Source organism: Peribacillus glennii (assembly GCF_003429105.1).
In the GTDB taxonomy this organism is placed as follows: domain Bacteria; phylum Bacillota; class Bacilli; order Bacillales; family DSM-1321; genus Peribacillus; species Peribacillus glennii.
Genome location: NZ_QVTD01000003.1, coordinates 111,702 through 131,591, shown reverse-complemented (window position 1 = coordinate 131,591; position 19,890 = coordinate 111,702). Strand labels below are relative to the sequence as shown.

General features: G+C 44.3%; 18 protein-coding genes. 17 read left to right on the top strand and 1 reads right to left on the bottom strand.

Going from position 1 to position 19,890, the window contains the following annotated elements:
* The first annotated feature begins 162 nt into the window (after positions 1–162).
* The 8 genes from D0466_RS02345 (at position 163) to D0466_RS02310 (ending at position 8,094) form a co-directional block, all read left to right on the top strand.
* A complete protein-coding gene (locus tag D0466_RS02345; protein ID WP_117320960.1) occupies positions 163–1,389 on the top strand; it encodes a CaiB/BaiF CoA transferase family protein in 1,227 nt (408 codons plus the stop codon).
* Positions 1,390–1,402: 13 nt separating this feature from the next.
* On the top strand, positions 1,403–2,617 hold the full coding sequence (locus tag D0466_RS02340; protein WP_117320959.1) for an acyl-CoA dehydrogenase family protein: 1,215 nt from the start codon (positions 1,403–1,405) through the stop codon (positions 2,615–2,617).
* A 64-nt stretch (positions 2,618–2,681) separates the two neighbouring features.
* Positions 2,682–3,005, top strand: a complete 324-nt coding sequence (locus D0466_RS02335; RefSeq protein WP_267897370.1) for a DUF3870 domain-containing protein — start codon at positions 2,682–2,684, stop codon at positions 3,003–3,005.
* Between the two features lie 212 nt (positions 3,006–3,217).
* Entirely contained in the window at positions 3,218–4,393 is a 1,176-nt protein-coding gene (locus tag D0466_RS02330) for an acyl-CoA dehydrogenase family protein (RefSeq protein WP_117320958.1), read from the top strand.
* A 68-nt stretch (positions 4,394–4,461) separates the two neighbouring features.
* Positions 4,462–5,226: a 3-oxoacyl-ACP reductase FabG gene (gene fabG, locus D0466_RS02325; RefSeq protein WP_117320957.1), complete on the top strand. Its 765-nt coding sequence runs from the start codon at positions 4,462–4,464 to the stop codon at positions 5,224–5,226.
* A 23-nt stretch (positions 5,227–5,249) separates the two neighbouring features.
* A complete protein-coding gene (locus tag D0466_RS02320) occupies positions 5,250–5,699 on the top strand; it encodes a MaoC family dehydratase N-terminal domain-containing protein (protein WP_117320956.1) in 450 nt (149 codons plus the stop codon).
* A complete protein-coding gene (locus D0466_RS02315; protein ID WP_117320955.1) occupies positions 5,696–6,100 on the top strand; it encodes a MaoC/PaaZ C-terminal domain-containing protein in 405 nt (134 codons plus the stop codon). Before D0466_RS02320 ends, D0466_RS02315 begins: the two co-directional genes overlap by 4 nt.
* Positions 6,101–6,399: 299 nt before the next feature.
* The gene (locus tag D0466_RS02310; RefSeq protein ID WP_117320954.1) at positions 6,400–8,094 is read left to right on the top strand and encodes a sigma-54 interaction domain-containing protein; all 1,695 of its coding nucleotides are present in this window, start codon (positions 6,400–6,402) and stop codon (positions 8,092–8,094) included.
* Between the two features lie 36 nt (positions 8,095–8,130).
* Here D0466_RS02310 and D0466_RS02305 read toward each other — a convergent pair whose 3' ends face one another.
* Positions 8,131–8,874 (bottom strand): class II aldolase/adducin family protein, encoded by a 744-nt coding sequence (locus D0466_RS02305; protein WP_199484487.1) that lies wholly within the window; start codon positions 8,872–8,874, stop codon positions 8,131–8,133.
* A gap of 226 nt (positions 8,875–9,100) precedes the next feature.
* On the opposite strand from D0466_RS02305, the gene D0466_RS02295 reads away from it, so the two are divergent.
* From D0466_RS02295 to D0466_RS02255, 9 genes are all read left to right on the top strand, one after another.
* Entirely contained in the window at positions 9,101–10,015 is a 915-nt protein-coding gene (locus D0466_RS02295; RefSeq protein ID WP_158555786.1) for a ketopantoate reductase family protein, read from the top strand.
* A 339-nt stretch (positions 10,016–10,354) separates the two neighbouring features.
* Complete coding sequence (locus D0466_RS02290; protein ID WP_117320950.1) at positions 10,355–11,503, top strand: acyl-CoA dehydrogenase family protein; 1,149 nt, start codon at positions 10,355–10,357, stop codon at positions 11,501–11,503.
* A gap of 52 nt (positions 11,504–11,555) precedes the next feature.
* The gene (locus D0466_RS02285) at positions 11,556–12,818 is read left to right on the top strand and encodes an MFS transporter (protein WP_117320949.1); all 1,263 of its coding nucleotides are present in this window, start codon (positions 11,556–11,558) and stop codon (positions 12,816–12,818) included.
* Positions 12,819–12,848: 30 nt separating this feature from the next.
* Complete coding sequence (locus D0466_RS02280; protein WP_117320948.1) at positions 12,849–14,453, top strand: long-chain-fatty-acid--CoA ligase; 1,605 nt, start codon at positions 12,849–12,851, stop codon at positions 14,451–14,453.
* 62 nt (positions 14,454–14,515) lie between these two features.
* Complete coding sequence (locus tag D0466_RS02275) at positions 14,516–15,664, top strand: acyl-CoA dehydrogenase family protein (RefSeq protein WP_117320947.1); 1,149 nt, start codon at positions 14,516–14,518, stop codon at positions 15,662–15,664.
* A 20-nt stretch (positions 15,665–15,684) separates the two neighbouring features.
* Entirely contained in the window at positions 15,685–16,881 is a 1,197-nt protein-coding gene (locus D0466_RS02270; RefSeq protein ID WP_117320946.1) for a thiolase family protein, read from the top strand.
* The gene (locus tag D0466_RS02265; RefSeq protein ID WP_233522507.1) at positions 16,868–17,353 is read left to right on the top strand and encodes a PaaI family thioesterase; all 486 of its coding nucleotides are present in this window, start codon (positions 16,868–16,870) and stop codon (positions 17,351–17,353) included. Before D0466_RS02270 ends, D0466_RS02265 begins: the two co-directional genes overlap by 14 nt.
* A gap of 217 nt (positions 17,354–17,570) precedes the next feature.
* The gene (locus D0466_RS02260; RefSeq protein ID WP_117320945.1) at positions 17,571–18,740 is read left to right on the top strand and encodes a thiolase family protein; all 1,170 of its coding nucleotides are present in this window, start codon (positions 17,571–17,573) and stop codon (positions 18,738–18,740) included.
* Positions 18,741–18,857: 117 nt separating this feature from the next.
* Positions 18,858–19,811 carry an alpha/beta hydrolase gene (locus D0466_RS02255; protein WP_158555785.1) on the top strand — a complete coding sequence of 318 codons (954 nt, stop codon included), beginning with the start codon at positions 18,858–18,860 and terminating at the stop codon, positions 19,809–19,811.
* The last annotated feature ends 79 nt before the right edge of the window (positions 19,812–19,890 follow it).

Sequence of the window (19,890 nt, the reverse complement as noted above, 5' to 3'; positions counted from 1 at the left end):
ATCTTTAGTATTCTGACATTAATTCACTCCTAGAAAGTAAACCGCTTTCATGACCAGTGAATTTTTCGAAATTTCCATATAAACGTAACTGAGAAATCTATTTGACTTCGTCAGCCCGAAGCAGCGTAATAGATTAAAGCCAGTTGTATCAATTTTTTTGATATGGCTGGCTTTTTTATTTTTCCACTAAGGGAGGTGTTCACCATTGGTGCATTAGAAGGATTGCGTATATTGGACCTGACTAGAGTGTTGGCGGGGCCATACTGCACAATGATTTTAGGAGACATGGGAGCAGATGTTTTGAAAGTGGAGGCTCCCGGAGGAAGCGATGATACCCGGGAATGGGGCCCTCCTTATGCTGGGGAGGAAAGTGCCTACTATCTTTGTGCGAACCGCAACAAAAGGGCCCTTACTCTGGATTTAAAATCGGAGGACGGCAAGGAAATTATCAAAAAGCTAATAGCGGGTTCAGACGTGGTGATCGAAAACTTTAAGACAGGTACAATGGAACGGTTAGGCTTGGGATATGAGAACCTAAAGGAAATAAATCCAGGCCTTATCTATTGTTCCATAACCGGTTTCGGTCAAACAGGACCATACAAAGACATTCCAGGATACGATTTCATTATCCAGGCAATGTCAGGCTTAATGAGCATAACCGGCGATAAACGAACCGGACCGATGAAGGTTGGCGTCGCCATATCAGATGTGATTACCGGTTTATATGCAGCGGTTGGCATATTGGCTGCCTTGAATGAAAGGGAAAGATCGGGTGAGGGCCAAAGCATTGATATTTCTCTCTTCGATTCCCAGTTAAGTGCTTTGGTTAATGTAGCCAGCAACTTTCTGGTGTCCGAAACCATTCCGGAACCATTGGGAAATGAGCATCCGAATATTGTTCCCTATCAAACATTTCAAGCCAGTGACATGCAGTTGGCAATCGCTGTCGGCAATGACCGCCAATTCAAAAATCTTTGCCTAGTGCTTGGCCTTAAACAGGCAGCAAGTGACGAAAGGTTTGCCACCAATTCAGCAAGGGTTAAAAATAAGGGTCTTTTAATCGAAATTCTGTCAGAGGCGTTAAGACAAAAACCGGCAGCCGAATGGGTCTCCCTTTTGAATAACCACGGAATTCCATGCGGCCCGATCAACAATCTAGAACAAGTCTTTCAGGATCCCCTTGTTAAGGAAAGAAATATGGATTGGAACTGCAATCATCCAACTGCGGGAAATGTGCGGCTGGTCGGAAGCCCTTTAAAGTTTTCAAGGACACCTGCAGCGCTCAGAAAGCATCCGCCCGCTGCCGGTGAACATACGGAAGATATTTTAAGGGATTTAAAATACAACGAAAAACAAATCAGCCAATTTAAAAATGGGAAAATAATCTAAGGAGGATATAATGATGGATTTTCATTTATCGGAAGAACAAGAGATGGTGCGTAAGGTTGTCAGGAACTTTGTCGATAAGGAAATCATGCCTTATATTGGAGAGTGGGACAGAAAGGGGCACTTCGAATCCAACATCATGAAACGGCTGGCTGAATTGGATTTAATGGGTGTGTGCATTCCGGAACAATACGGCGGCAGCGGGATGGATTATAATACCCTGGCCATTGTATGTGAAGAGCTGGAGCGGGGCGACACAGCATTCAGGACAGCGGTTTCCGTCCACACGGGATTGAATAGCATGACGCTTCTGCAATGGGGCAACGAAGAACAGAAGCAAAAGTATTTGATCCCACAGGCAAAAGGAGAAAAAATCGGTGCATTCGGGCTGACCGAGCCTAATGCGGGTTCCGATGTGGCTGCCTTAAAAACCAATGCGGTGCGGGATGGGGACCATTACATCCTGAATGGTCAAAAAACATGGATTTCCCTTTGCGATGCTGCCGACCATTTCATTGTATTCGCCTACACTGATAAAAACCTAAAGCATAAAGGCATTTCAGCGTTTATCGTGGAACGCAGCATGCCTGGTTTCTCCTCTAAAGCAATTAAAGGAAAGCTTGGTATCCGTGCCGGCAATACCGGTGAATTATTCTTTGACAATGTAAGAGTCCCAAAAGAGAATCTATTGGGAGAAGAGGGAGAAGGTTTTAAAATTGCGATGTCCGCACTTGATAATGGCCGGTTTACGGTAGCGGCGGGTGCTTGCGGACAGATAATGGCTTGTTTGGAGGCAAGCGTAAAGTATTGCCATGAGCGCAGCACGTTCGGCAAAGAAATCGGCAAACACCAACTGGTCCAGCAAATGATCGCCAAAATGGAGGCCGGACTTCAGATTTCAAGGCTGCTTGTTTTTAAAGCCGGCTGCCTCAAAAATGAAGGCAAGCGAAACACGAGAGAAACATCATTGGCTAAATGGCAGGCTTGTGATTACGCCAATGAAGCGGCAAACGACGCTGTCCAAATACATGGCGCATACGGCTATTCGGATGAATATCCGGTAGAAAGATACCTTCGAAATTCAAAAGCGCCGGTTATTTATGAGGGTACAAGGGAAATCCACACTGTCATGCAAGCTGAATATGTTCTTGGCTACCGGGAAGATAAGCCATTGAATAAAAGTCTTCCTGCCTGGAATGAGAATGAAAAGGTATCTGCCGCCAACAGATAATTGATTATTTAGAAAACTCCATATACTATTAAAGATAGATATCTAGTATATTGGGGGATTTTCTGTGCCAAATAACACTTTATTCATCGCGGGACACGCCAGGCTTCCACAGGGAATGGCAGCTAAAAGTGTCTTTGAATCTTTAACGATCACCGTCGAAATAGACTGCAAATATGGGGTAATACTGGAAGCTTCATGCACTCTGGCAACCGAGCATGGCCGAAATTATGTCAGCAGTCTTCTTCGGGGACACAGTTTGCGGGAGGGAATTGATTTTCCACTGCAGCTGATTCAAACACATTATCGCGGCAAGGCAACAAATGCGTTAATCGCAGCGCTTAAAGATTTGTATACCCAATTCGAACAAACAAAGGGATTGGTTAAATAGCCGATTCAGCGGTTATACACTTTGGAAATAAACCTAATGTAAACCGCTGGATTGGTAACCAAACATAAAAGTAGCAAAAAAAACTTGTTTTTTGCGAAATTTCTAAATAAACTAGTATTATACATACTAACTGGTTGGTATGAAACATAATAACAAGGCATACTTATATTTATTAGTAAATATACTAGCAATTAAGGGATGGAGTTGAGTCTATGTATTTGCGCCTTACAGACGAACAGAAAATGGTCCAAAAAACGATTAGAAGATTCGTAGAAAAAGAGTTAATGCCTCTTGAAAACGATGTTTTGAGAAATGAGAGGGAAGGCAAGCCAAGCCTTCCGCCCGGCAAACTAAAGGAACTACAATTAAAAGCCAAGGAAGCAGGCTTCTGGGGCATCAATACGCCTGAGGAATACGGTGGTGCAAACCTCGGGCAAATGATGCTAGCGCTTGTTTACATGGAGGTTTCCAAAACCTTCGTTCCTTTCCAATTCGGGGGATCGGCAGATAACATACTATATTATGCAAACGAAGAACAAAAGAAGAAATACCTGATCCCTACCATCAACGGGGAAAAGAAATCCTGCTTTGCCATGACAGAACCGGGTGCAGGCTCCGATACCAGGAATATCAAAATGACTGCAGTAAAAGAAGGAAATGAATGGGTATTGAACGGAGAAAAAACATTTATTACCGGCGGTAATGAAGCTGATTTCGTAATGGTAATCGCCATTACTGATAAAGAGAAGCATCAGGCAACAGGACGTGAAGGCGTTACTTGCTTTATTGTCGACAGGGATATGGGCTGGAGATCAGAATATATTGACACGATGGGAGAATGGGGACCTGCTGGGCTTGTATTCGAAAACGTCCGTGTACCAGAGGAAAATATACTGGGCGAAGTGCATGGCGGCTACCAGCTAGGACTGGAATGGATAGGCTTTGCAAGATGGATTGTAGGAGCGCGTGCGGTCGGTTCGGCAGAGCGCCTGCTGCAGATGGCCATTGATTATGCGCAAGAACGCGTGACATTTGGCAAGCCAATAGCAGAAAGACAAGCCATCCAGTGGCAGATTGCTGACTCAGCAGTGGAAATCGAAGCGGCCCGCTGGCTGGTGCTCAATGCAGCTTTTGCCCTCGACAATGGTGAAGATAACCGCCATTTGGCATCGATTGCAAAGCTTTATGGAGCTAACATGGGCAATAATGTTGTGGACAGGGTCATGCAAATCCATGGCGGAATGGGTTATACAAGAGAACTTCCGATCGAACGCTGGTACCGCGAAGCTAGGCTTTGGAGAATTTATGACGGCACCGATGAAATCCAGCGCATGATCATCGCCCGAAACCTGATTAAAGGACATGTTAAAGTAGGACAGTTCGGTTAATTGACTTTTTGGCATTTTAAAGGATCAAGTCTAGTAAACTATACAATAAATTGTTAGGAGGAATCATAATGGCAGGACGTTTTGATGGCAGGGTCGCATTTGTGACAGGCGGAAGCCGGGGAATCGGCAAAGGGATAGTGGAACTCTTCGCGCAGGAAGGGGCAAAGGTTGCATTCATCGATCTAAATGAAGAGGCGTTAGCCCAAACCACAAGCGAGCTAAAAGAAAAAGGATATGAAGTATTCTCAAAGGTGGCCAATGTTACGGAAGCCGACCAGGTTGAAGCGGCAATCAAAGAAGCCTTTGAAACATTTGGTTCAATTGATATCCTTGTAAACAATGCCGGTGTAATCCGCGACAATCTATTATTCAAAATGACGGATACAGACTGGCAGACGGTTATGGATGTTCATTTAAAAGGCTCATTCAATTCCGCACGCGCCGCCCAAAAATATATGGTAGAAAAGAAGTATGGACGGATCATCAACATTTCCTCCACATCAGCCCTTGGAAACAGAGGCCAGGCAAACTACGCCACCGCTAAAGCCGGCCTGCAAGGGTTTACAAAGACTCTTGCAATCGAGCTTGGAAGGTATGGAATCACTGCAAACGCGGTTGCACCAGGCTTCATTGAAACAGAAATGACGAAAGAAACAGCTGCGAGGATAGGGATTTCCTTTGAAGATTTAATTAACGCCAGCGTAAGCAATATACCAGTCGGCCGCAGCGGAAAGCCTGCCGATATTGCCAATGCAGTAGCCTTTTTTGCTGATGAAAAATCCTCCTTCGTTAACGGACAGGTCATCTATGTAGCTGGCGGACCAAAAGCTTAATAGATAAAGAGAGGTGGAAAATCATGTTTACTGAAGCAATCGGAAAGAAGTCAAATAAAGTCAAAAACATCGTCGAAAGAGGTGCCGTCCGAAAATTTGCGGAATCGATCGGCGATATGCATCCCATCTATTTGGATGAGGAAACAGGCGAAAAGTCAAGATACAAACGCAATATCGCACCTCCAACTTTTCCGCGGGTGTTTGATTACGGAGTCATTGAAGACCTGAAATTGCCAAACAAGGGCCTGATACACGGTGAACAGAACTATCATTATGAAAGGCCTTTATTGGTCGGTGAAGAAATCTATTGTTACACAGTCGTAAAGGATTATTATGAAAAACAAGGAAAGAACGGCAGCATGGGCTTTCTCGTATTAGAAAACGGCGGAGAAGATTTGGCTGGCAATATCATTTTTACATCCAGCTCTGCCGTAATCATAACTGAAGCTGTAAGAAAGGGACTGAAGGTATGAAAAAACTAGCTGAAATGCAAGTAGGCGAATCGATCAAGGAAGTTCAGCTTGAACCCGTTTCCAGACTTGACTTGATCAAGTATGCAGGTGCTTCCGGGGATTATAATCCTATCCATACCATCGATGACGAAGCCAAAAAAGCTGGATTGCCTGGAATCATTGCACATGGAATGTGGACGATGGGGAATTTGGCTAAGCTGTTTACTCCCCATTTCGAAGAAGGCTTCATCCAGGATTATTCCATCCGATTTAAAGGCATGGTTTTTCTGAACGATGTAATCACCCTGAGGGCCTCACTAACCGAGAAAACAGAACACCAACTGAATTTCGACGTTGCGGCCGTAAATCAGGCAGGCAATGAAGTAATAAAAGGAAAAGTAGTGTACCATCAGTATCAATAGGCGCCAATAAATGCAAGCGTTTTCTAACCGTGATTATAATAAATCCATTGCAAAGCTGAAGAAAACTTTCCGATTGGCAAGCCTCTGTATATGTGAAAAGAGGCGTAGTTGAGGACCACCCGATGTTGGATCACACAGACGTTGCCACAGGAAGTGGTGTACTTATCCTGTGTTGATTTTTATGAGAAAGTAAAGTTTCATGTTTTCCTTTCTCCCTAATAAAACCCAATGACATAAAGGAACTCCTTTGTCGCTGGGTTTTATTTGTTTACATTAATGCATGAAACGTGGTGTTTTTAATGGTTTCTTCAATAATAGGAGAAATATCGCTTCCTGCAATTCTCTTAAGTCATGACGACTGCCTTATTGATTACAATAAATGTTTTAGGGAGCTCTTGGATGTTAGTCCCGGCCGCCTGAGCAACATACATGATGTATTAACAGAATGGGAGTACCTGGATAAACGAAAAGCAGCTGTAGCTCGTATCGGAACTAGAAAATTAGCATTTTTTAAGAGCGAACGAAAAATAGCGGACAAGCAATCTCAAGTATATATTGGACATGAAACGGCGCTTTTAGATGAAATGTTCAGGCGTGTAAGAACATTGGAAAAGCAAAAGCGTGCATATGATGCGATCATTGAAAATTCGTATGACGGGATCTATATTACCGATCGCGACGGAATTACAATCCGTACAAATTCAGCGATTGAGAGAATCACCGGCATACCGAAAGAATATTATGTCGGGAAATCAGTTGACCAATTGATAAAAAGGGGGATTTTGACTTCCAGCGTAACACATAAGGTAGTCAAACAAAGGAGGACCGTTTCTCTTGTTCAGCCGAATTATGCAGGCAAAGAAACGCTCATTACCGGCAGCCCGGTATTCAATGAGGAAGGTGAAATCGAAAGAGTTGTCACCAATATCCGTGATTTATCTGACCTCAATGACCTGATGCAGGAATTAAAAAAGGCCAATGAACTAAACAATAAATATAAAAAAGAGATCGAAAAGCTTAAAACAATGGCCCCCATGGACGGGATTATCTTTGTAAGTGATAAAATGAGGGAAATCCACGAAGTCATTGGAAGGATTTCAGATGTTGATGCAACTGTGTTGCTGCTGGGAGAAACAGGTGTTGGAAAAGAGGTAATTGCACGCAACCTTTTCACCAGGAGCAATCGCTCTTCAAAAGGGGAATTTATTAAGATTAATTGCGGGGCGATCCCACCTGAACTTTTAGAATCGGAATTGTTTGGTTATGAAATGGGTGCGTTTACTGGGGCAAACCGTAAAGGTAAACCAGGAATGTTTGAAATGGCGGAGGGCGGGATCCTATTTTTGGATGAAATAGGGGAGCTTCCTTTATCATTGCAAGTAAAGCTGCTACGCGTTATACAAGAGAGAGAAATCCAACGGATCGGTGGAACAAAACCAAAAAAGGTTGATGTCCGTATCATTTCAGCCACAAACAGGAATTTAAAAGAAATGGTACACAATGGGGAATTCCGCGAGGATTTATATTATCGTCTCCATGTAATACCTATTACAATTCCTCCTTTGCGTGAAAGAAGGGATGATATTTTGCCGCTTGCAGATTTATTTTTGCAAACGATGAATCAGCGCTATCATTTTCAAAAAAAATTCGATCCCCACTTGCGTGATTTCTTTTTCCATTTTGATTGGCCGGGGAATGTAAGGGAGCTTCAGAACTTAATTGAGAGGCTTGTTTTAACGACGCCGGACAGCATGATTACGGTTGATAGCCTGCCAGACGATTATAAAGGGGCGAACCAAAAAGAACTTGGCAAATCGAACGAGATGTCATTAAAAGAGGCTGTCGAACAAGCTGAAAGAAAAATATTGGCTTCTGCAGTACAAACATGCAACACTACCTACGAGCTCGCCGAAGCTTTGGAATCAAGCCAGGCTACAATTGTCAGGAAGCTGAAGAAATATAATATCGATGTAAAGGAAAAGACGAAGCTTTGATAAGACTTCGTCTTTTTCTATAGATCTTATACACCGCTAATCCAGGAAATCAGGCTGTTCCTTCACAATGCGGTTCCATAACGGCTGGAATTGAAACCACCCGGCCTGTGTATTCCCGACTTGCCCTCTCGTAACCTCCGCATTCTCCGCATCAATTAACACAGGCTTGCCCGCTGATTCGGCAAGCAACTGGGCCTGGCATGAACGTTCCATCGTAATGAACCACCAGGCAGCCTCATCGACCGTTTGCCCGACTGTCAGCAAGCCATGATTCCTTAGGATGCACGCTTTATTGTTTGCGAGCGCTTTCCCAATTCGCTGGCCTTCTTCAACATCCAGAACAACACCAGTATAATCATCAAATAATGAATGGTCATTGTAAAACGCACAGGCATCCTGTGTTATTGGATCAAGCAAGCGGCCCAGAGAAGACCAGGACTTCCCATAAACAGAATGGGCGTGGGCGGCAGCTATTACATCCGGCCGTGCGGCATGCACCTGAGAATGGATTGCAAATGCAGCGCGATTAACAGGAAGATTTCCTTCCACTACCTCTCCTTCATGATTGCAAAGGATTAAATCCGAGGCCTTGATCAGGCTAAAGTGCATTCCAAAAGGATTCACCCAGAAATGATCCTTTTTCTCGGGATCCCTTGCCGTGATATGCCCGGCTACCCCCTCATCAAAACCAAATTTAGAGAATAAACGAAATGCCCCGGCTAATTTTTGTTTTAAATGCTGTCTTTCCTCTTCGATGGAAGAAAACACAGGAGGTTTCATGTTCAAAACCAAATTTGATGCCATTCCCTCATTCCTTTCTTTCATGCTTACCAATCATGCGATAAACAAATATAATCAGAATCTTTATCAATATTATTTATTTTCCACAAATAAGAAAAATCCTCTTACTATTTGCTTTTATTTTAAACATTCTAACTTTCTTAAGATCTGGCATAAAAATTGCATCTAAAAATAATAAACGATATTGATCAGGGAGGGAGATATTTTGAAAATTGGAATTGCAGGTGCAGGGGCCGTCGGAGGTTATTTTGGCGCCAAATTGGCGGTTGCAGGACATGATGTTGTTTTTTTGGCCAGAGGAAGGCATTACGAACAAATGCAGGACAAGGGGCTTTTGATTATAAGTGAAACAGAAAATTTCCGCGTGGATGGGACTTTTACGGATCGGTATGAAGAAATGGAAGGGGCTGAACTGGTTTTATTTTGCGTCAAATCAACGGATACAATAAAAACAGCCAGGAAACTGCTTCCATATCTGAAGAAAGACACAGTCATTTTAACCCTCCAAAACGGTGTGGACAACGAAGAAAAGTTAAGTGACATTTTTGGCACGGAAAGGGTAATGTCGGCTGCTACTTATATTCAGGCTTTTGTAAAGGAGCCGGGAATCGTCGAGCATATTGGAATGGTGCCCCGCCTAATGATCGGTTCGCTGGACAGCAAGGGTCAAGCCGGTTTAGGAAAAGTTACCTCCCTTTTTCAAAATGCGGGCATTGAAACATATCCATCAAGCAACATCCTGAATCAAAAGTGGAAGAAACTGCTTTGGAATGTCACGTTCAATCCATTGTCTGCTGTTGCTGAAGCCGAAGTGGGACAAATTTTGGAGAATGAGGGCTTGCGGCTGACCGCAGAAAGTATTTGTAAAGAAGCTATATCAGTTGCTAATGGGATGGGAAAAGGGATCGACGCCAATTTTTACGAAACGATTATGGAACAAGGAAGCATAGCAAGAAAACACAAAACCTCTATGCTACAGGATAAACTGAATGGAAAACAGATGGAGTATGAATCAATCTGCGGTTATATCGTTAAAAAAGGGCGGGAATTAAATGTACCCACACCGATATTGCAAACAATCTATCATCTTTTAAAGTTTTCCGATGTTACTAAAATCTGATGTAACTAAAACGGGAAAAACCCGACAATTGGCGAACCTTGGTAAAGCAATGACCAGGTGTAGTCTGCCAGAGGATGCGGGTCACACAGGCGATCACAAATCGACATGGTTACTTAGCCTGTTTTCTGCTTTAACAGATAAGAAAGATTGATATTTTATCTGCATAAAAATAAATCAACTAATTCAAAAATGAATCAGGCTATTATACGATTTTCGACAAATTTAATTCATTATTGAATTATTAATAGGTTCAACGGTCCGTTAAATTGTGAGCATCAGATTTGGCATGAAACTTGCATTTTAAATAAATACATAAAAAAAAGAGAAGGTGACTAAAAAATGACAGTTGAACCATCAAATGAAATGGACCAAATGAAAATGATGATCCGCAATTTCGTAGAAAACGAGGTTGAGCCATATGCATCCCAGATTGAAGAAGAAGATGCCATTCCGCAGCATCTAGTAGAGAAAGCAAAGAAACTGGGTCTTTTTGGAATGAGCATTCCCGAGGAATACGGCGGAATAGGTCTCGGAGCAGTCGGAAAAGCGATTGTGCTGGAACAATTAGGCCGGACACATAACGGATATGTTTCCTTGATAAGCGCCCATACCGGTATTGGGAGTACAGGATTAGTGAAGCTTGCTTCAGAATCCTTGAAAAGAAAATATTTGCCTGACATGGCGGCAGGGAATAAAATCGCGGCTTTTGCCTTATCTGAGCCGGGCGCGGGATCGGATGCTACCAATCTATCAACTGTAGCCGAGAAAAAAGGAGACCAGTGGATTGTAAACGGTACCAAACATTTTATCACCAATGGGCCGGTTGCCGATGTATTTACCGTTTTTGCCGGGACGGATAAAGAAAAGGGCGCCAAAGGCGGAATCACAGCTTTTTTGATTGAGAAGGATTTTCCCGGATTAATTGTCGGCAAAAAAGATAAAAAAATGGGGCTTCGCGGCTCCTACACAAGCCAGATAATCTTTGAAGATTGTGTTGTTCCCGACTCTAACGTCATCGGGGAGGTAGGAATGGGCTATATGTCAGCCTTGAAAATATTAGCTGAAGGACGCGTTGGCCTGGCCGCACGTTCTGTGGGTTCCAGCGAGAAGTTAATTGAGCTGTCAGCCGCGTATGCAAAAGAAAGAATACAATTTGGCAAACCAATCGCTTCAAACCAAGCGATTCAGTGGATGCTGGCGGATATGGCTACGGAAACAGCCGCTGCCAGGGCTCTTACAATGGAAGCTGCCAAAATGATCGATGAAGGAAAAAAAGTAATAAAAGAAGCATCGATGGCAAAACTGTTTGCTTCGGATGTATTTAACAGGGTCGCAGATAAGGCTGTGCAGATTCATGGCGGCATGGGGTATATGGCTGAATACCCGGTTGAACGGTTTTACCGGGATGCCAGGATCACCAAGATATATGAAGGCACAAACGAGATCCAGCGTCTGATAATTGCCCGTAATGTCCTTGAGGTAAATTAACCCCCTTTTAAACTAGATTTGGGACTTCTACTGAAATAGGAGGAATTACATCATGCGTTGGGTTGTTCTATTACTGTTATTTTTAGGACAAATCATAAACTTTGCGGATAAATCAATTGTCGGGCTTGCAGCAGTACCCATCATGAAGGAATTTGACCTTTCTAATGTCCAATGGGGGCTGGTTGGCAGCAGTTACTACTGGCTTTATCCAGTGACCGGAATTGTCGGTGCCGCTTGGGCTGACCGGATTGGCGCCAAAAAAATGCTGGGCATCCTAATGCTGACTTGGGCAGTATTGCAGTTTGGCGTGTTGGGCATCACTGGACTGGCCTTGTTGGTTGCATACCGCGTCATGCTCGGCGCATTTGAAGGGCCATTCAGCCCGATTGCCTACAGCCATGCAAACAACTGGTTCCCGCCCAAACAGCGCGCCTTTGCGAATTCGGTTGTTGTTTCAGGTGCGACAGTGGGAGCAATGGTTGTCGCACCACTGCTTGTGGCAGCTATAAGTATCTTTGGGTGGCGCTGGGCTTTTGCCTTCCTGGGGATTGCAAGCCTCATTTGGTTCACGTTGATCCAAATTACATCGGAAAGACCCCGGGACTTGGAAGAAAAGCAATCGGTGGCCAAGAAAAAGCTGGAAAAGCTTAATCTAAAGTCTTTTCTCATTCTGCTTTCTTCTCCATCTGCTCTTTTTACGACGCTGGCCTATTTTTCCACTTACATTTTTGTAGTGTGGATTTCCGTTTGGATGCCAGTTTATTTAGTAAAAGTAATTAAGATGTCTTCGGTAGAGATGGGATATGCCGTTGCCGGGATAGGAATTGTATCGGTAGTGGTGTACGTTGCTATCTCCATGATTTCGGACTCTTTATTTAAGCGAAATCAGAGCTGGAGAATATCAAGGGTCTATGTAGTAGGCGGGTCTATGATAGCGGGAGCTTTATTAATGGCTTCAGTCATCGTTTTTCAAAATCCAGTCTGGGTTGTTGCGGCCATGTGCCTGGCGAAAGGATTGACTTACGCCATTTTACCAATAGGGCCAACCATCGTCATTCATTTAATGCCGGAACGGGGCAGCTTAATGACAAGCATATTAACATCCTCAGGGAATATCGCCGGAATTGTCGGGCCAATGCTAACCGGATTCGTGATCGACCTTGCCGGAGATAATACTGCACTTGGATTTAACCAGTCCATCTTATTCATGGGTGTGATGATCATGTTATTTTCAATTCTCTTTTCCATTTATGTAAAACCGGATCGAACCAATACTGCTGCAATAAGTCCTTCAGGGAAGATTATGGATGTATAGTTTTGAACAAATAGAGGAGGAGGGATTACCTTGCAGCAATTGACAAACCGTCCTTGGTTTACATTTTATCAAACAAATGATTTCTTCGAACTGCCTGAAATCTCAATTTATTCCTTATTGGATCAATCAGTCAAAAAATACGGCGACAAAACAGCGATTATTTTTGAAGACAAAAGGACCACATACAGAGACCTCAAGTACCAAGTGGACTGCCTGGCAGGAAAATGGAAAGAAATGGGTTTTGAAAAAGGCGATCGTATCGGTCTTATGCTTGCCAACCATCCCCACTACATTGTTGCCTATTATGCTGCACAGGCGCTTGGTTTAGTCGTTGTTCAAGTAAATCCAATGTATACAACAAGGGAATTGCTACAAATTGTAAACGACTCACAAATCAGTTCCATCGTGGGAGACTCCATTGCATACCAGGCAATTAAACAGGTGGAAAACATACATTCATTTACCTATTTACTCGGTTCCCATTTGAGTGAAGAAGAAGGGAAAGGATTCATTGATCTCGAAACATTGATTGGAGAAGGAATCCGCCTGGATGATCCTGAAGAGGTAAATGCGCGTGAAGATGTTGCAGTCATCCAATATACCGGCGGAACGACTGGAAAAATGAAAGGGGCAATGTTGACTCACTTTAATTTAACCTCTAATGTGATCCAGAGTTTTCAAATGTATGGTTCGGCGATGGTTCCCGGAAAAGAAACCGTTTTAGTCGCCACTCCTTTGTATCATGTTTATGCAATGACGAGCGCGATGAACCTGGGAATTTATATTGGCGCCGACCTCTTGTTGTTCAGGAAATTCGAGATTGAAAATGTATTGGAAAATATTAAAACATATAAGCCCACATTCTTTCCTGGTGTACCGAAAATGTATAACGCTTTCGTGAATCATCCCAAAGCAGATCAGTATGGACTGGATTGCCTGAAGATGTGTTCATGCGGCTCTGCCCCACTGCCGGTAGAAATTATTAAGCGATTTGAAGAATTGACAGGAACACGGATAGCTGAGGGTTTCGGGCTCTCGGAATCATCACCCTCGACCCACCGCAATCCAGCTTACGGGAAAAAGAAGATAGGAAGCATCGGGATCCCTGTCCCCCAGACGGATTGTATCATCATAGATGAAAACGACAATGAGCTTGGACCAAATAGCGTCGGGGAATTACTGATCAAAGGTCCACAAATCATGAAAGGATATTGGAACAACGAAGCCGAAACCGCGAAGGCCCTGCAAAATGGCTGGCTGTATACAGGCGACCTTGCCACGATGGATGATGAAGGATATTTCTACATCGTCGGCCGCAAAAAAGAAATGATTATTGTAGGAGGCTTCAATATTTATCCTCAGGAAGTGGAGGGTGTATTATACTCGCATCCTGATATTAAAGAAGCGGCAGTTGTAGGCATCCCTCATGAAGAAGAAGGCGAAATAGTAAAAGCATATGTTGTTCCGAAGGATGGAAGACAGATAGATTTAGAGGAACTGAGAGGCTATTGTTATACGAAATTAACTCCATATAAAGTACCAAAAAGTTTCGAAGTCAAAGAGACACTGCCAAGAAATACAGTAGGGAAATTGTTGAAACGGTTGTTAATAAAAGAAGAACTCGAAAAAAGGTAGCAAGACAGCAAGAAGCAATAAGCAATTATTTTTTATGGCATATAGACACCGGAGGGATCGGAATGAATTTTCGTCTTGACGAAGATATCGAATTTTTAAAAAGAAATGTGCGGGACTTTGTACAAACAGAAGTGGAAGCGGTAGCGATGCAAATCGAGGAGGAAAATACAATACCTTCGAAAATCATCGAAATGTCCAAAGAGCTTGGCCTTTTCGGTTTGAGCATACCGGAAGAATATGGCGGGCTTGGGATTGGGATGGTTGGGAAATGCGCTCTTTATGAAGAAATAGGGGCGACGCATAACGGCTACACCACCTTAATTGGCGCGCATACCGGCATAGGCACCGTCGGCATTGTCGAGATGGGCAATGAAGGGCAAAAGCAAAAATATCTGCCAAGTATGGCTAGTGGGGAAAAAATTGGCGCTTTTGCCCTGACAGAGCCAAGTGCAGGTTCAAATGCAACCAATTTAAAGACGACAGCCGTAAAAAAAGGCGATAAATATATTCTTAATGGAACCAAGCACTATATTACCAATGCCACGGAAGCAGACATCTTTACCGTTATGGCCGTGACGGATGCTTCAAAAGGCGCCAAAGGGATCACATCATTTATTGTAGAAAAAGATTTTCCCGGATTCAAGGTAGGAGCAGTGGAGAAAAAGATGGGGTTAAGAGGCTCCCATTCTGCTGAAGTGATTATGGAAGACTGTGAAGTCCCGTCTGAAAATGTCCTGGGAACAGAGGGACAGGGTTATGTGAACGCATTGAAAATTTTGGCGAACGGCCGGGCCGGGCTGGCCGCCCGCAATTTGGGCTCGTGCCAGAAACTGCTCGATTTATCAATGGCTTATGCGAAGGAACGGGTCCAATTTTACGTACCGATCATTGAGCATCAGGCAGTGGCTCACATGATTTCGGAAATGGCCATGGATATCGAGGCCTTGCGTTCGTTTACGTACAGAGTCGCCTGGATGGTCGATGAAGACATGAAGGTCATCAAGGAAGCCGCGATGTTGAAGCTATTTGGATCGGAAGTTTATAACCGTGTTGCTGATAAGGCGGTGCAGGTACATGGCGGAATCGGTTACATTTCTGACTACCCGATTGAAAGATTCTTCAGGGATGCGCGAATTACGAGAATTTATGAAGGAACATCGGAGATCCAAAAAAATATCATTGCGGGCCAATTGAAAAAAGATTACAGCTGAGGCAGAAAGGATCAAATTCCATGAAAAATGATGAAATTGTTATTGTAAGCGCAGTGCGGACACCTATAGGCCGGTATGGAGGTTCATTAAAAAACCTTAACTCCGGCCATTTAGCAAGCCATGTAATAAAAGAAGCGATTAAACGGGCGAATATCGAGGCAGAACAGGTAGATGAAGTGATTATGGGTGAAGTAAGGCAAAGCACTGAATCATCCAACGTGGCAAGGGTGGCCGCTCTTCGGTCAGGAATCCCGGATACAACGCCCGCCTATACCGTGAACAGACTTTGTGCGTCAGGAATGCAGGCCATTGCATCAGCTGTACAGCAAATTCAGTCGCGTCAGGCAGATATCGTCGTTGCAGGGGGAACGGAAAGTATGAGCTGCTCTCCGATTTATTTAAGGGAATCTCGTTTCGGGGGAGACCGCGCCCACCTCGTTGATTCTAATACGGAGGCTGGGCAGCAGCCAAAAGAAATATATGGCGATAATTTAGGAATGGGAATAACGGCTGAAAATGTTGCCGAAAAATATGATATTTCCCGTGAAGACCAGGATGCCTTCGCACTTGAAAGCCAACAACGCGCCGGGAAAGCCATCGCCCAGGGCAAATTTAAAGATGAAATCATCCCGATAGAAATAACGGAAAAGAAACATTCTTTTACATTTGATACCGATGAACATCCGCGACCTGAAACATCGATTGAAAAACTTTCTTCTTTGAAAGCGGCATTTCGAAACGACGGCAGTGTTACAGCCGGTAATGCATGCGGACGCAACGACGGAGCATCAGCTCTAGTGGTAATGAGCCATGCAAAAGCAAAGGAGTTGAGTTTGGAACCGCTTGCCAGAATAGTAGACTGGGCGGCAGTAGGGGTTCCACCTGAAATCATGGGGATCGGTCCGGTACCGGCCGTTAAGAAATTGCTGGAACGTACAGGTAAAACCCTGGAAGATATCGATTTGTTTGAATTAAATGAAGCATTTGCCTCCCAGGCTCTTGCGGTCATTCGCGAATTAAACCTAGATCAGGAAAAGGTTAACGTAAATGGCGGCGCCATTGCCCTAGGGCATCCAGTAGGATCGACGGGAGCGCGCATCGTGACCACCCTGTTGCATGAGCTGAAACGCAGAAACAATCAGCTTGGCATTGCCACCCTATGCGTAGGCGGCGGCCAGGGAATGGCAATCATGATTGAAAATATTGCTGAAATCTAATTTAGTTTCACCTAAGGGACGAACTGCACTTGAAGTAAAAAGATTTCTTGAAAGGGTGAGCAGGCTGTTAAAAGAAGATATTAATCTAGTAAAGGATAGTTTTCTGAACAGTCCCTTTTATAACCATTTAGGGCTTGAAATAATACAATTTCAAGATAATAATGTGAAAATCAAGCTGGCAGTAAAAGAGAATTTATTAAATGCAAACGGAACCCTGCATGGTGGAGTCCTTGCCAGCATGTTGGATTTCATCCAGGGGATGCTGCTTCGTTCTGTAACAAAAACCAAATGCGTGACCATAAGCCTTAACACCCACTTTCTGGCAAGTGTTACAGAGGGAGATGTATTCGCGGAAGCCAAGATCCTCCAGCTAGGCTATAAAATCGCTACCCTTGAAGGGCAAATCACAGATTCCGGCAACAAATTGCTGGCAAAAGGAATCGGGACCTTTAAGATTCTGAGAGAGTCCTGATTCCTGGCAATTTTTTTAATTGAAACTACAAGTAATAAGGCTCCGAGAAAAGGAACATAATTCCATTATTTTACGCAAAAAGATAATATTTTTGCAAAAACGACAAAATATTATCTTGAATATTCTGAATTTATTGTTTACTATCGACTTAAAGATACATACCAACTAGTTAGTATGTAAAACAGATAAATAGAATCCATGAAGGAGTGGGGAAAACATGAAAAGAGACGCAGTGATCGTTTCAGCTGTAAGAACGGCTATAGGCAGGCAGGGGAGTGCACTTGCAGGCATTCCGGCGCATGTTTTCGGCGCCGAAGCGATAAAAGAAGCGGTAAAGAGAGCCAACATCGATCCTGGGACCGTGGATGACGTCATTTTTGGAAATGTTCTCAGCGGGGGAGGAAATATTGCAAGATTGACAGCGCTTCAAACAGGATTATCACTAAACCTGCCCGGGTTGACCGTCGATCGGCAATGCGGATCGGGCCTAAACGCAATCAACCTAGCGGCACAGGCCATTAAGGCTGGTGACGGCGACATTTATATTGCAGGAGGCACGGAAAGCATGAGCCGAGCGCCTTACTTGCTCGAACGCGCAGAAAAGGCATATAGCGCGGCTCCTCCTCAATTTAGGAAATCACAGCTTTCTCCAAAGGAAATCGGGGACCCGCCAATGGGCATCACTGCTGAAAACCTGGTTGAAAAATATCAGATCAGCAGGGATGAACAAGATGAATTCGCGCTTCAAAGCCAAAAAAGGATGGCAAGGGCAATGGAGGAGGGCCGCTTTGATGAACAGATCGTTCCAATAAGCATCCCTGTCAGAAGAGGGGATCCAATCATTTTTAAGACTGATGAACATCCCCGGCCTCAAACGACAGTGGAAGCACTCTCCAAACTGCAACCAGCCTTTCTGAAGGGCGGTACAGTGACAGCAGGCAATAGTTCTGGGTTAAACGACGCTGCCTCCGCCCTGGTGATCATGTCCAGGGAAAAAGCCGAGGAGCTGGGGCTAACACCATTGGCGACCGTCCGTTCATACGCAGTAGCCGGTGTGGACCCAAATATCATGGGAATTGGCCCTGTTCCTTCCACAAGAAAAGTGCTGGAGAAAGCCGGACTATCATTGGGGGATATGGATGTCATTGAAATCAATGAGGCATTTGCCGGACAAGTGCTTGCTTGCAACAGGGAGCTCGAAATGGACCTTGAAAAAGTGAACATCAATGGCGGGGCCATCGCGCACGGACACCCCCTCGGCGCTACCGGAGCTATCCTTGCCACAAAAGCCGTTTATGAATTGAAGCGATCAGGCGGGAGGTACGCCCTGATCACCGCTTGTATCGGCGGGGGACAGGGGATTGCGACCATTCTGGAGCGCGGGTAAAAGTTATCGATTTTTAAAAATACCAATTGGCTGCTTGTGAGGAAGAACGGCCTTCGCTTCTCCCTCACAACCCAGCTGAATAAAGGACAAGCAACGATTTGAAGGAGGATGACAATTATGGCTTTGCACCCCCAAGCCCGTGCATTGCTCGATATCTTCGCTGCAAATTCAGCTCCGCCTCTTGAGCAACTGACCGTTTCTGAGGCACGCGCAGCCTATGCGAAAATGTGCAGCTATTTAAATAATCCCCAAGAGATTTTTCAAACAGAAGACCGGACAATAAAAGGATACAAGAATGATATATCTATCAGAATTTACACTCCCAGCGAAGAAGAAACACTCCCTGCACTCATCTATTTCCATGGCGGAGGCTGGGTCATCGGCAATCTGGAAACCCATGATGCCCTTTGCCGCGCCCTAGCTATTGAGTCTGGATGTAAAGTGCTTTCAGTAGATTACAGCCTCGCACCTGAAGCCAAATTCCCTAATGCTGTGGAGGATGCGTACCTTGCTGTAAAATGGGCAGCCGGGAACGCCGGGGAGCTAGGAATTGACAAATCGGCCATTGCAGTAGCAGGAGACAGCGCAGGCGGCAACCTTGCAACCGTTGTTTGTTATTTAGCCAACCAGCGAAAGGAGCCATCCATCATGTATCAAATGTTATTTTACCCTTCGACCGGCTATGCACGAACGCCTTCCTTTGATAAATACGGTGAAGGGTACCATTTGACCAAATCAACGATGAAATGGTTCCAGGAGCAATACTTGAATTCCCTTGAAGATACTCACAGCCCGTTGGCTGCCCCTATGATCATTCCAGACTCAGAAACGGGATTAATGCCACCTGCTTACATAATGACAGCAGAATATGACCCATTATGTGACGGTGGGGAAATGTATGCGAAAAAACTTCAAAAAGCAGGCGTGGAAACGATGTATGTATGTTATCCCGGCATGATTCATGGATTCCTGACCATGACGGAGCCGTTGGATGACAGTAAACGGGCAATCAAAGATGCAGCCCGGGCTTTAAGAAAGCAATTCTCAAAGAATGAAGCTTCATCCCTGTAAAATAGCAGGGAAACAGGAATATCGCCGCGCAAAACCAGCATGTTATATCAATAAAATTATCTTTGGTCAAAGGGGGATA

Excerpts from the sequence above, each read along its gene's own strand:
- D0466_RS02345 (WP_117320960.1), top strand. The coding sequence starts at position 163 with ATGGCTGGCTTTTTTATTTTTCCACTAAGGGAGGTGTTCACCATTGGT.
- D0466_RS02340 (WP_117320959.1), top strand. The coding sequence starts at position 1,403 with ATGGATTTTCATTTATCGGAAGAACAAGAGATGGTGCGTAAGGTTGTC.
- D0466_RS02330 (WP_117320958.1), top strand. The coding sequence starts at position 3,218 with ATGTATTTGCGCCTTACAGACGAACAGAAAATGGTCCAAAAAACGATT.
- fabG (WP_117320957.1), top strand. The coding sequence starts at position 4,462 with ATGGCAGGACGTTTTGATGGCAGGGTCGCATTTGTGACAGGCGGAAGC.
- D0466_RS02320 (WP_117320956.1), top strand. The coding sequence starts at position 5,250 with ATGTTTACTGAAGCAATCGGAAAGAAGTCAAATAAAGTCAAAAACATC.
- D0466_RS02315 (WP_117320955.1), top strand. The coding sequence starts at position 5,696 with ATGAAAAAACTAGCTGAAATGCAAGTAGGCGAATCGATCAAGGAAGTT.
- D0466_RS02310 (WP_117320954.1), top strand. The coding sequence starts at position 6,400 with ATGGTTTCTTCAATAATAGGAGAAATATCGCTTCCTGCAATTCTCTTA.
- D0466_RS02305 (WP_199484487.1), bottom strand. The coding sequence starts at position 8,874 with ATGAAACCTCCTGTGTTTTCTTCCATCGAAGAGGAAAGACAGCATTTA.
- D0466_RS02290 (WP_117320950.1), top strand. The coding sequence starts at position 10,355 with ATGACAGTTGAACCATCAAATGAAATGGACCAAATGAAAATGATGATC.
- D0466_RS02285 (WP_117320949.1), top strand. The coding sequence starts at position 11,556 with ATGCGTTGGGTTGTTCTATTACTGTTATTTTTAGGACAAATCATAAAC.
- D0466_RS02275 (WP_117320947.1), top strand. The coding sequence starts at position 14,516 with ATGAATTTTCGTCTTGACGAAGATATCGAATTTTTAAAAAGAAATGTG.
- D0466_RS02270 (WP_117320946.1), top strand. The coding sequence starts at position 15,685 with ATGAAAAATGATGAAATTGTTATTGTAAGCGCAGTGCGGACACCTATA.
- D0466_RS02260 (WP_117320945.1), top strand. The coding sequence starts at position 17,571 with ATGAAAAGAGACGCAGTGATCGTTTCAGCTGTAAGAACGGCTATAGGC.
- D0466_RS02255 (WP_158555785.1), top strand. The coding sequence starts at position 18,858 with ATGGCTTTGCACCCCCAAGCCCGTGCATTGCTCGATATCTTCGCTGCA.